This window comes from Pseudoalteromonas shioyasakiensis, assembly GCF_022398475.1.
Classification (GTDB): domain Bacteria; phylum Pseudomonadota; class Gammaproteobacteria; order Enterobacterales; family Alteromonadaceae; genus Pseudoalteromonas.
The window spans coordinates 1-12,433 of sequence record NZ_JAKEVM010000128.1; the positions used below are offsets into that span (position 1 = coordinate 1).

The following is a 12,433-nucleotide window of genomic DNA, read 5'->3' on the forward strand; positions in this document are numbered from 1 at the left end:
ATTGTAAATATTCTTAGAGGCAGGATGTTGTGCTTCAATGAACCCGAATAATAATTTAGGTGGTACTATTACCACTCAAAAAGAGGTGTTCTTTGACAAAATAACGTCGCTCTTTTTCTCTAGAGTTTGAACTTAATTCAGCAAAATTAGTCCTTGATGATGTATACTTATTTCCAGAAGCTGCTAGTTCACTATAGGTCAGTGAAACAGCCCTCTGAAGTTGGGTTATGCAATTACAAGAATAGCGCAAATCAAATTTCGTGTGGGGATATCACCTATATTTAGACAGGAAAAAATGGTTTTATTTGGCTGTTAATATCGATTTAATTGCTCGTCGTGTGGTTGGCTGGGTAATGCCTGATAAGCCTGACACTGACCTAGTTATTAATGCATTAGATAGAGCATACAAACAACGAGGCAAATCAATTTGACTGATGTTTCATTCAGGCCAAGGCAAGATGGTTTCAACAAAGACTGTGGCGTTACCGGATAGAGCAAAGTATGAGTCGCCGAGGAAATTATTGGGCCACAGCGCCAATGGAGAGCCTATTTATAAGTTTAAAAACCAAATGAGTTTCCTCATTAGGTTATAGTAGTTAATTGATGAATTATTATAACTGGCGAAGGCCATAATGCCATAATGCCATAATCAAATGGTTGCCCTACTATAGTAGAAGAAAAACTTAATTCACTGGCCGAAATTAGTTGACCACAACAAATAATTAAATCCTATCTTTTATACCTAAGCGAGATAAACGGTCAGGCACTTCTATTATTAATGAGCTTACTTTTCAAATTATTCCCTTATTACAAGCGGCAATAAGGCTTGATAACCCAGAAGCCCTAACTAGGTTAATACCATAATATGTAGAATTTATGCATCGGTAAATGTTTCTCCTAAGACATAGCCACTATGACGCCTTACAAAGCTCTAGCTATTTCCATTTGATGGCTGTTGAAGCCTCATTTGTTATCTACACTAACTCGAGAATAAGAAGATAAGACTTCTTTTTCATTTAGATCAAGTATCCATAGCTTTAATAAGTGTTAAAATGGAACTAGATTCACTAAAGTTAGAAAGTTTAATGGTTGATAAAATAATACGTCTTAAAAAAGGTATTCACCCGACGAAGAATGGGTTATTGCTAACGATGCAGCCCGCATTGCAAAGGAGGGTTAAGTAAATGGCACGTAGAATTATGTTGATCCCTATTTCGACAGGGGTTGGTTTAACATCTGTTTCTGTTGGTCTAGTGCGTGCGCTTGAACAAAAGGCGCTTAAAGTAAACTTTTTCAAACCAATTGCACAGCCGCGCTCTGGCGATACAGGCCCTGAAAAGTCGACGCAAATTGTTACTCATGGCTCGCCAATTAATCCGCCTACTCCCTTCGATTTGAGCTATGCAGAACAAATGATTGGTGATGGTAAAGGCGACGACTTACTTGAAGAAATCGTAGAGCGCTTTGAAAACACCATTAAAGAAGACGAAATTGCAATTATCGAAGGTATGGTGCCAACACGTCGTCAGCCTTACGCAGGCCGTGTAAACCGTGAAATCGCGCAAACTCTGGGTGCTGATATTGTTTTTGTTTTAACGCCTAGTAACGATAGCAACGACCAAATTGAAGACCGTTTAGAAATCGCCTCAGGCAACTATGGCGGTGTTAACCACCCTCGCGTGCTAGGTTGTATTTTCAATAAAGTTAATGCACCTTTAGATGACGAAGGTCGCGCCCGTGCAGACCTTGTTGAATCCCATGAGCCTGAGCAACTTGAAAACGAATTAAACCGTTTAGCATCACTGCCTATTTTCAGAAAGCACCCATTTAAATTATTAGGTTCAATCCCGTGGGATTTCGACCTAGTAGCGCCGCGTGTGCGTGATTTATGTGAATACCTAAAGGCCGAAGTTATTAACGAAGGCGACATGGCTCATCGTCGTTTACGTCGCGTTACTTTCTGTGCTCGTACTGTATCGAATATTTTAAGCCACTTTACCCCAGGTGCATTACTGGTAACTCCGGGCGATCGCTCTGATGTACTCGTTGCCGCTTGTTTATCGGCTATGAATGGTACCAAGCTTGGGGCTATTTTATTAACCGGTGGCTTTAAACCTGAAGATCGCATCATGAAATTATGCGAACAAGCTATGAATACCGGCCTGCCAATCCTGGCAACACAAGAAGATACATGGCGCACGTCTTTATTACTGCACAACTTCAATATGGAAGTACCGTGCGATGATGACCAGCGTATTGATAAAGTAAAAGATCACAACGCTAGTAACATTGATTCTGACTGGTTAGACAGCCTTGCACAAAGTGTTGGCCGAACTCGTAAAATGTCTCCGCCAGCGTTTCGCTTCTTACTAACAGATAAAGCCCGTCAAGCGAAGAAAACGGTTGTTTTACCTGAAGGTAATGAGCCGCGCACGATTAAAGCCGCAGCAATTTGTGGTCAACGTGGCATTGCAAAAACAATCCTACTTGGTGACAAAGAAGAGATTTTACGAATTGCTGAGCAACAGGGTGTTGAGCTTAACGATAACGTAACCATTGTTGAGCCAGGTGATGTGATCAACGACTACGTTGCGCCTATGGTCGAAATTCGTAAAAACAAAGGTTTAACAGAAGTGGTTGCTCAAGAACAACTACTTGATAATGTTGTACTCGGCACGATGATGCTTGAGCAAGGCAAAGTAGATGGCCTTGTGTCGGGTGCTGTTAACACTACAGCGAATACGATTCGCCCACCGCTACAGTTAATTAAAACTGCACCGGGTTCATCGTTGGTATCATCAGTCTTCTTTATGTTGTTACCTGATCAAGTTCTGGTATACGGTGACTGTGCTATCAACCCAGACCCAACGGCAGAGCAACTGGCCGATATCGCGATTCAATCAGCGGATTCAGCGGCTGCGTTTGGTATTGAACCTCGTGTTGCAATGATCAGCTACAGTACGGGTACTTCGGGTTCAGGCGCTGACGTAGAAAAAGTGCGTGAAGCCACTAAGCTTGCCCAGCAAAAGCGCCCTGATTTAGTAATTGATGGCCCGCTTCAGTACGACGCTGCAATTATGGAAAACGTAGCACTTAAGAAAGCACCAGACAGCCCGGTTGCAGGTAAAGCAACAGTGTTTGTATTCCCTGATTTAAATACGGGTAATACAACCTATAAAGCCGTACAACGTAGTGCCGATTTAATTAGTATTGGCCCAATGCTGCAAGGTATGCGTAAGCCGGTAAATGACTTGAGTCGTGGTGCATTAGTAGACGATATTGTTTACACCATTGCTCTTACAGCGATTCAAGCTAAGCAAGTTGAAAGCTTAGAAAATTAACCCTTCAAAATTTAGGCTAATTTATAAAACCCTTATAAATTAGCCTATTAACTTCTTTATACTGACCTATTCCCATATTTATCCACAGAATCTGTGGACAACCTCAACAGCGATATTGAGTAAAACCTCAGCAATCAAAATTATTGCGCTTTATCTTAACTTTGTTTACCTATACTATAAATTCAAAGGCTTCAAAGATAGGATCGCAGATGTCAAAACAAACGTTACAACTTCATAGTAAAGAACTTACCATTCATAGTTTAGATGTCGATGCAACGATTGACCCTGCCTTACTCCAACAAGCTATTTTCTTTATTGCAAAAACGGCTGATGAACTGTCTATTGTCTGCCCTAGTAGTTTCCAACTCGACAGTCTTGATCAAGAAACCGACTGGCAAGCACTTGAAGTCATTGGCCCACTTGGATTTTCGTTAACTGGTATTATGGCGAATATTTCTGGCGTGTTAGCAAAAGCGTCGATCTCGATTTTTGCTTTATCAACCTACGATACAGATTATGTATTGGTGAAAAAGCAAAGTATGGCCAAAGCTATTACAGCCCTGAAAAAAGACGGTTACCATGTGCTAGGTGATGTTAAATAAGCCATGACTAACGAAGTCCAATACTTACCCGAACGCAGCCTCAGAAAAGCACGCTGCATGGCCATTAAAAGCCCATTTACTGGGCGTGTAAAAAGCATTAGCGAACACCCTGAGCCATTTTTTCGTTTTGCTACCCTTGGCCCTGGGATTAGTGTTGAACTAACTAGCCACAACATCATCGCGCCATTCGATGGCACCCTATTACAAGTTAAAAATGCCGGTAAAGAATACATTTTACAGGCAAAAAACGGTTTAAAAGTTTTATTAAACTTATCGTTTTCATCGGTTGAAGAACATATCAACCACACCAATATTGCTAAATTAAATGGCAGTAAAATTAGCAAAGGTGAACGATTAGCCTATTTTGATTTACGCGAGCTGAGCAGCCCTATGCTTGGCACACTGTGCGTTCTCAATAGCCAACACCTTGGCCCCCTATATTATTCACTATCTCAGGTCACTGCTGGGGTAGACACATTACTCACTGTAACGAAAAAGTAGAATTTATGACTATCATGTACGGTATCAGCAATTGCGATACAATCAAAAAAGCCAAGAAATATTTAACTGATAACAATCAAGAATTTACTTTCCATGATTACCGTAAAGACGGCATTAGTGCTGAGCTAGTTAATGAGTTTGCAGCGCACATTGATTGGCAAGATTTAGTTAATAAACGCGGCACAACTTACCGTCAATTATCTGATGAGCAAAAGCAAAACCTAGATAAAGAATCTGCATTAGCATTGCTGGTTGAGCAACCTGCTATGATCAAGCGCCCGGTACTTGTGCACAACGGACAATACCACTTGGGTTTTAAAGCAGCTCAATACGATGAGATTTTTGCCTAATGACTCACCCTGTTATTGAACTTGCTCAAGCGCTTATTCAGCGTGAATCAGTAACGCCTGAAGATGCTGGTTGCCAAGCGTTAATGAACGAACGCCTTGAAAAACTAGGCTTTAATATTGAATCACTGTTTTTCACTGATACCTTGAATACTTGGGCTCGTAAGGGAGATGCGTCACCGCATTTTTGTTTTGCTGGTCACACAGATGTTGTACCAACAGGTCCTGCAAAAAATTGGCAGCACCCACCTTTTTCTGCACTGGTAAAAGACGGCATGTTACATGGTCGCGGCGCAGCCGATATGAAAGGTTCACTGGCTGCCATGGTAGTTGCCACCGAGCGTTTTGTGGCTAAGCACCCAGATCATAAAGGGTCAATTTCGTTTTTAATTACGTCTGATGAAGAAGGCCCGTTTATCAACGGCACAACCCGTGTTATCGATACTCTTGAAGCACGAGGCGAAAAGATTGATTTATGCCTAGTTGGCGAACCCTCTTCACGAGATGTGCTTGGCGATGTGGTAAAAAATGGACGTCGCGGTTCATTAACTGGCTTTTTAACCGTGAAAGGTGTGCAAGGCCATGTTGCTTACCCGCATTTAGCGCAAAACCCGATTCACTTAGCAGCTCCTGCATTAACTGAGCTGAGTCAAACCGAGTGGGATCAAGGTAACGAATTTTTCCCTGCAACGAGCTTTCAGGTTTCGAATATTAACGGTGGCACTGGTGCCGGTAATGTGATTCCAGGTGAGCTTGAAATTCAATTTAACTTTCGTTTTAGCACTGAAGTAACTCACCAACAGCTACAGCAGCGAGTGGTTGATATTGTTGAGAAACACAACCTGAATTACGAGCTAAATTGGATTGTCAATGGACTGCCGTTTTTAACCGATCATGGTCCGTTAGTTGATGCCACCGTGCACGCTATTAAGCAGGTGACTGGACGCGACACCGCGCTTGAAACCACCGGCGGTACTTCTGATGGTCGCTTTATCGCGCAAACGGGCGCCAAAGTCATTGAGCTTGGTCCACGTAATGAAACCATTCATAAAGTAGATGAATGTGTTAGCACGGATGATTTAATTCAACTTGCTGATATTTACGAAGTCATTTTAGAGCAACTGCTTACATGAACCAAACCGAGCTTAAACAATGCGCCACGGGGTTAAGTAGCACACATTTAGTTGAGCTACAAAATCACCGCTTGCATCGTGATATTGTTAATGATTTTTTAGCTCTGCAGCAAGGAGCAAAAGAAGCAGGTATTGATCTAACAATTGCCTCTAGCTTTCGCGATTTTCATCGTCAAAGTGCTATTTGGAATGCTAAATTTCAGGGCCTTCGACCGGTTTACACCCTAAAGCAACAAACGGTAGATTTAGAAAGTCTAAGTGATACTGAAAAGTGCCACGCTATTATGCTTTACTCAGCACTCCCGGGGGCAAGCAGACACCACTTTGGTACCGACCTCGACATTTACGATACCCGCCCTATTGACGATGATTACCAGCTGCAATTAACGCCTGATGAGTATTCAGCCACAGGGCCCTTTGCCAAGCTTGCTGCATGGCTTGACGATAACCTAGAGAAGTATGGTTTTCATCGCCCTTATCAAGAGTACAAAGGTGGGGTTGCCCCTGAGCCTTGGCATATCAGCCATATCGCTGTATCTGCTAAGATGATGGAGTATTTGTCAGTTGCAACATTACAGCGATGTATTGAACAAAGTGAGCTGAGTGGCAAACAAGCGATACTAGCCGAGCTTAACACTCTGTATGAACGCTACGTATTAAATATTAATACACCATAATCTAAACACTGCGCTTTTTAGCCATTAAAAACACCAGTACAGCGCCAAGAATTAAGGCGCTGGCTACAACTAAACGCGTTGTTAATTGCTCATCTAAGACCACCACCCCAGCTAATGTGGCAAGCACAGGCACGGTTAGCTGCACCACACCTGCTTGGCTACTTTTAAGCCTAGGTAGTGCAATGTACCAAATGCTATAACCAAGCCCGGATGCAAGCGCTCCTGAAGCTATCGCCAAATAAACCCCACTCGCAGTAATACCTTGCCAATCAACCACAGCTACAAAGACTAAAATTGGCACAAGTATTAAACTTCTTAGAAAGTTAAAGCTGGTTGCTTGCAAAGGTGAGCTGCATGATTTACCGCGAATACTGTAAACACCCCACGCCACGCCACTTAACGCCATGAGCATTGCAGGCATGAAAGAAGGCACTGTGGCTGAGGGCAGCATTAAGTAAATAAAACCCGCGAAAGCAACAAACAAAGCCCCCCACTGCACTTTACTGAGTGGTTCTTTATTTAAAACACTATGGCCTATCATGGTTAATTGTACTGCCGAAAATAAGATAAGTGCGCCTGTGCCTGTGTTTAAATCAACATAGGCAACTGAAAAGCACAGCGCGTAAACAAATAAACTAAGGGCACTGATATTGTTACCTTTATCGGTTAAAGGTTTAGCTGATTGTGATTTTGTTTGCTTTAGCTTTGTTTGCCATAAAAGTAAGCCTAGTAACATAAACGCTCCACTTGCTAAGCGAATGGCAGTAAAACTTAACGGATCTATATCACCACTTTGTAATGCCATTCGGCACAGCAAAGAGTTAGCTGCAAACGCACAAAGTGCAATCAAGGTATACAGTATGGTGCTTAACAAATGAGTTATCCTTTTGGTTTTAAAAAAGATAAGACCTAAAATTAGACAATTAACTTACGATTTTTTACATAATTTATCATAGAAGGTTAAGCCGCGTATGCTAATCTCAGTACATTGTTTAAAAGGAGTGTTCAGTGCATCGACGTTTATTTATTGGAGCTGCTCTACTGTTATCTGGTTGCAGTACCATAGGTATTACTGATCTATTCCAAGATTATGCGACGCAGCTAAGACCTGTGCGCCAAGCTGTTTCTCAAAATAACATAGCAAGTGCGCAGCAACTTTTGCCAAGTAACAGCCGCGGCCATAGTAACTATTTGTTAAATCAGCTTGAAACGGCCCGTCTTGAGTTTTTGGCTAAACAAAATTCCGAGGCCAATGAGACCTTTGAAGCTGTTTATCAAAATATGGAAAAAAAGCGTCAAGCAGCCAAAGTACAGCTAAGTGCTGGCCTTGAGCAAACAAATTCATTATTAACCAATGACTCAGTGATTGGTTATGAGCCAGCAGCTTATGAAATGACCATGCTGCATAGCTACAAAGCACTGAGTTATGTATTTGATAAGCAACTTGAATCTGCATTAGTTGAAGTTAGGCGTGCTAATAAAGTGCAAGAAGATGCACTAAAAGACAACCAAGCTGTACTTGATGAACAAGCGGAACAGGCAGCCGAAGGCTACCCTGATATGGCCGAGTTAATTGGCAACGTTAAAAATGGCTTTCAAAATGCCTTTACGTTTTATTTGTCTGGTCTGCTTTATGAGGCGGATAAACAGTTTGATGATGCCTATATCGATTATAAGAAAGCACTCGAAATAAATAGCGAAAATAGTTACTTACAGCAAGCAGTGTTACGCCTTGCCAAAAAACAAGGGTTTGATCAGGACTTTGAAGAATTTAGCAAACGCTTTGGCAAGCTAAAGCTGACTCAAGCAAACACGGGCCAAGTAATTGTAATTGCAGAGCAAGGTTTGATACCAGCAAGGCAAGAGTTTCATTTACGGTTACCCATTTATACCTCCCGTGGTGATGCACGCTTTTACAGTATTGCCATGCCAGTTTATCGCGATGCGCCCTATGCGGGCAGTGATAAAACAGTGAGTCTTGGTGGTGAAAATTTGCCACTGACGCCCATTGTTAGGCTTGAAGCGTTGGCAGCAAAGACGTTAAAAGATCAAAGTGCTGGCAGAATAACCCGCCAAGTTATGCGTTTGGTTGCGAAAGAAAAGATGCGTGCAGAATTGGCAAGAAGCGGCGGCGATGTCGGTAATATTTTAGCGAATATTTATAACATTGCATCAGAGCAGGCTGATACGCGAAGCTGGTCGACTTTACCTAGTCAGCTGAGTATTGCTCAGCACGCGATGCCAGCAGGTCAGCACGCTTTAACCGTGCCAGGGCATAGCGAAATAGACTTTACGGTCAGTAAGCAAGGGTTAACCTTGATTTTTCTAACCTCTATAAATAACTACTACGACACACATGTCGTACAACTCTAGGAGCAATGATGAAATACTTAGTGCCACTATTAACCATTTTACTTGTTGCGGCTTGCTCCTCACGCCCTACCACTTCTGGCATTGGTGTTGAGCAGGCATCACAACAGTATAACCAACAACTGATTGTTAATAACCCTGAACTTGGCAAGAAATTAGCCATTACAGATGTAAAAACACGCCAAACAAATGGCTTAACGGATGTTGTTGTGACACTGGCAAGCCAGTATAAAAAGTCTCAATACTTACAGTATCAATTTACTTGGTATGACGCTGATGGCTTTGTTATTCGCGGCAACCACTCACCTTGGCAACCTATTACATTATTTGGATTTGCTAAGACCCAATTACCGGGCCTAGCCCCGACAGCAAATGCTGTCACCTTCTCGCTTGCAGTGCGTGAAGTGTCAACAGAAGCACAAGAATTTGAAGATTAAGGATACTACAATGAAATTACTTTCTGTTAAGTCGGCTGCGGCCGTTGCAATAACAAGCGCTTTGTTGCTGTCTGGTTGTGCTAACAAAGCCGTTGTTAGCTATGGTGATGCGCAAGCCGTAGAAACTACAGATATCAACTTTGGTTCAACGGATCTACAAAAAGTAGCAAGCCAAATGACAGACTCGTTACTTGCTTCACCTGTGGTTGGTACCATGACAGCAAATACCCGCCCTATCGTGTTTGTTGAGCGTATTAAAAACAAAACGAGCGAGCACATTGATACTGAATCAATTACTGATTCAATCTCAACACAGTTATTACGCAGTGGTAAGTTCCGCTTTGTTGATATGACCCGCGTTGAAGCTGTGCGCGAGCAACTTAACTTCCAAAACGTTGACCCACTTGTAAACCCAAATACCGCTATTGCTTTTGGCCAGCAAGTTGGTGCGCAATATATGTTATACGGCAACTTATCGAGCATTGTTAAATCAAATGCTGACAAGGCTGATGTGTATTATAAATTCACTATGCGTTTAATGGATTTAAAAAGCGGCCTAGTTGAGTGGGCTGATGAAACTGAAATCCGTAAAACACGTGAGAAATCAACTTTTGGCTGGTAGTCAGGAGGGGTTATGAAATACCTAGTAGCAATCCTAGCAAGCTGTTTATTACTGAGCTCGCCAAGTTATGCTGACTATCAGCGTAACAAAGCAGTACCTGTACAACAGGTGTTGTTTGGCTCAGTACAGTCAGTGCGAACCATTACTGAACAAGAACTGGTCAGAGATAAAACCAACGGCTGGGAAACGTTTGGTGGTGCGCTTATTGGCGGCGTTATCGGTAACCAGTTTGGTGGCGGCAGTGGCCGTACTGTAGCAACCATTTTAGGCTCAATGATTGGTGGCTCTGTTGCCCACAACCGCCAACAAAACAGTCGCGTTATACAGTATCAGCTCGTTGAATTGATGATCAAAGTAGAAAGCGGCGAACAATTTATGGTTGTGCAAGATAAAGACAACCAAATGCTGTTCAACCAAGGTGATAAAGTACGTTTGGTGTACCTCACCGATAACACGGTGCGTGTTGATAAAGCTTATTAAAAAAGCGAGCCTCGGCTCGCTTTATTTAGCTTTGTCGATAATCAGCAAAGAATCGCTGCATCTTGCTCATGGCTTCTGTTAAATCATCTTTGTTTGGTAAAAATACCAATCTGAAATGATCATGATCAGGCCAATTAAATGCGCGACCATGCACTAATAAGATTTTCTCAGCTTTGAGTAAATCTAAAATCATGCGCTCATCATCTTTAATGTTAAAGTGCGCCGTATCCACTTTCGCAAAAGCGTAAAGCGCCCCTTTAGGCTTTTTACAGCTAATACCATCAATGGCATTTAAGCCACGCCATGCAATATCACGCTGAACGTACAGTCGACCACCAGGGTTTATCAAGTTATCGATTGACTGCACACCGCCTAAAGCTTGTTGAATAGCATACTGAGCAGGCACATTGGCACATAAGCGCATTGATGCCAGCATATCTAGGCCACGGCTTAAGTCGTCCATCATGCTAGTACGACCGCTTAACACCATCCAGCCCATACGCAATCCCGCAGCGCGGTACGTTTTTGCTAGGCCATTAAAGGTGATAATTGGCACATCATCACACAGCGCACCAATCGAGCTGTGGCTGACACCGTCATACAAGATTTTCTCGTAAATTTCATCGCTCAGTAACAATAACTTGTGCTCGCGAGCAATATTGATAAGTTCCATCAACAGATCATCACTATACACCGCCCCTGTTGGGTTATTCGGGTTTATAAGCACCAACGCTTTGGTCTTTGTGGTGATCTTCGATTTAATATCAGCAATATCAGGGAACCAATCTTGTTCTTCATCACATAGATAATGCACAGGGTTACCCCCTGCTAATTTAACCGATGCAGTCCATAGCGGATAATCCGGTGCAGGAATAAGCACTTCATCGTCATTATCAAGTAATGCTTGTGTGGTCATTTGAATTAATTCGCTGACCCCATTGCCGATATAAATATTATCGACATCAAGATTAAATAATCCGCGTTGCTGATAGTGTTGATAGACAGCCACACGGGCTGAGTAGAGGCCTTTAGAGTCACAGTAGCCTTGGGCTGAATATAAGTTACGAATGATATCTTTGTGCATATCTTCAGGCATATCAAAGCCAAAGGCAGCTGGGTTGCCAATGTTTAGCTTTAATACTTTTTGCCCTTCGTCTTCCATTTTTCGAGCTTGTGCAAGCACAGGCCCACGTATGTCATAACAGACACCGTCTAGTTTGTGACTCTTTTTGATTTGTGACATGGTTACCTCTACTAATTAGCCTTAAGACTAACCCAGTAAGGGGCCACCACGCCAGAGGATTATTGCGGTTATAACTGAAATAAATTCAAGTTTTTAGCGAGTAGCGAACCAAGCTTGTAATTTTTCTACAGAACCTGAAACTTGTTCATCAAGGGTTTGTGATTTTTCTTGTGCAGTGGCTACATCACCTTGGTTCAAGGTCAGTTCAATTTCTTGCGCAAGCGATGATAAACTTGCAGCACCAAATTGAGCTGCATTTGATTTTAAACTGTGTGCATGCCTTGCAGCTGCTTCGTTATCTGAACCAAGATTTGCAAGTACTTCAGAGCCTAAACGCTGAAATTCACTACAACAAAAGGTCAAGGTGTCGGCAAATTGGTCACCTAAAAGTGATTCCATCCCTTCCAGTGCACTCTCATCAATTGTGATTGTCGTCATCTTTATCCCTTAATCAAAAACGTAATTATATAAATCGCAACTTTAGCCGTTCATAGCTAAAAAGCAAACCTGCTTTGCGAGTTAAGCTCATGTATACTAGGTATAGTTTTGATTTACACCTGAGTTCGTATGGCTAGAGAATTGTGCTCACATTGTGGCTTTTCAGTTAAAACCTGTTTATGTGATTCAATAAGCATAATCAATAATAAACTAAAAATCATTATATTACGCCACCCTAGTGA

13 protein-coding genes and 1 pseudogene are annotated in these 12,433 nt (G+C 42.2%); 11 read left to right on the forward strand and 3 right to left on the reverse strand.

The genetic code is table 11. The features are described 5' to 3' along the window. Nucleotides 1-249 precede the first annotated feature (249 nt). The 7 genes and pseudogenes from L1D51_RS17270 to L1D51_RS17300 all read left to right on the forward strand — a co-directional run. A pseudogene (locus L1D51_RS17270) lies at nt 250-570 on the forward strand (DDE-type integrase/transposase/recombinase); the annotation flags it as partial. Between the two features lie 614 nt (nt 571-1,184). Then, nucleotides 1,185-3,341 (forward strand): phosphate acetyltransferase, encoded by a 2,157-nt coding sequence (gene pta / locus L1D51_RS17275; protein WP_239964325.1) that lies wholly within the window; start codon nt 1,185-1,187, stop codon nt 3,339-3,341. Nucleotides 3,342-3,550: 209 nt separating this feature from the next. Continuing rightward, on the forward strand, nt 3,551-3,943 hold the full coding sequence (locus tag L1D51_RS17280; protein WP_239964326.1) for an ACT domain-containing protein: 393 nt from the start codon (nt 3,551-3,553) through the stop codon (nt 3,941-3,943). A gap of 3 nt (nt 3,944-3,946) precedes the next feature. Further along, a complete protein-coding gene (locus L1D51_RS17285; protein ID WP_054561267.1) occupies nt 3,947-4,444 on the forward strand; it encodes a PTS glucose transporter subunit IIA in 498 nt (165 codons plus the stop codon). A 5-nt stretch (nt 4,445-4,449) separates the two neighbouring features. Further along, complete coding sequence (locus tag L1D51_RS17290) at nt 4,450-4,794, forward strand: ArsC family reductase (RefSeq protein WP_054561266.1); 345 nt, start codon at nt 4,450-4,452, stop codon at nt 4,792-4,794. Then, nucleotides 4,794-5,924: a succinyl-diaminopimelate desuccinylase gene (gene dapE, locus L1D51_RS17295; RefSeq protein WP_138615759.1), complete on the forward strand. Its 1,131-nt coding sequence runs from the start codon at nt 4,794-4,796 to the stop codon at nt 5,922-5,924. Before L1D51_RS17290 ends, dapE begins: the two co-directional genes overlap by 1 nt. Beyond that, nucleotides 5,921-6,601, forward strand: coding sequence for a M15 family metallopeptidase (locus L1D51_RS17300; RefSeq protein ID WP_239964328.1), 681 nt, complete (start codon nt 5,921-5,923; stop codon nt 6,599-6,601). Before dapE ends, L1D51_RS17300 begins: the two co-directional genes overlap by 4 nt. A gap of 1 nt (nt 6,602) precedes the next feature. On the opposite strand, the gene L1D51_RS17305 is transcribed toward L1D51_RS17300, so the two are convergent. Continuing rightward, complete coding sequence (locus tag L1D51_RS17305; protein ID WP_239964331.1) at nt 6,603-7,475, reverse strand: DMT family transporter; 873 nt, start codon at nt 7,473-7,475, stop codon at nt 6,603-6,605. A gap of 134 nt (nt 7,476-7,609) precedes the next feature. On the opposite strand from L1D51_RS17305, the gene L1D51_RS17310 reads away from it, so the two are divergent. Genes L1D51_RS17310 through L1D51_RS17325 form a run of 4 tightly spaced genes read left to right on the forward strand, consistent with a single transcriptional unit; the run spans nt 7,610 to nt 10,510 of the window. Continuing rightward, entirely contained in the window at nt 7,610-8,974 is a 1,365-nt protein-coding gene (locus L1D51_RS17310; RefSeq protein ID WP_239964333.1) for a COG3014 family protein, read from the forward strand. Nucleotides 8,975-8,982: 8 nt separating this feature from the next. Continuing rightward, nucleotides 8,983-9,408, forward strand: coding sequence for a YcfL family putative periplasmic lipoprotein (locus L1D51_RS17315; protein ID WP_054552954.1), 426 nt, complete (start codon nt 8,983-8,985; stop codon nt 9,406-9,408). Between the two features lie 10 nt (nt 9,409-9,418). Then, the gene (gene lpoB / locus L1D51_RS17320; RefSeq protein ID WP_055021126.1) at nt 9,419-10,030 is read left to right on the forward strand and encodes a penicillin-binding protein activator LpoB; all 612 of its coding nucleotides are present in this window, start codon (nt 9,419-9,421) and stop codon (nt 10,028-10,030) included. A 12-nt stretch (nt 10,031-10,042) separates the two neighbouring features. Then, on the forward strand, nt 10,043-10,510 hold the full coding sequence (locus L1D51_RS17325; protein WP_055021127.1) for an outer membrane lipoprotein: 468 nt from the start codon (nt 10,043-10,045) through the stop codon (nt 10,508-10,510). A 25-nt stretch (nt 10,511-10,535) separates the two neighbouring features. Here L1D51_RS17325 and L1D51_RS17330 read toward each other — a convergent pair whose 3' ends face one another. Both L1D51_RS17330 and L1D51_RS17335 read right to left on the reverse strand, forming a co-directional pair. Continuing rightward, a complete protein-coding gene (locus tag L1D51_RS17330) occupies nt 10,536-11,753 on the reverse strand; it encodes a pyridoxal phosphate-dependent aminotransferase (protein WP_239964334.1) in 1,218 nt (405 codons plus the stop codon). A 93-nt stretch (nt 11,754-11,846) separates the two neighbouring features. Then, a complete protein-coding gene (locus L1D51_RS17335) occupies nt 11,847-12,191 on the reverse strand; it encodes an Hpt domain-containing protein (protein ID WP_058584795.1) in 345 nt (114 codons plus the stop codon). Between the last annotated feature and the right edge of the window lie 242 nt (nt 12,192-12,433).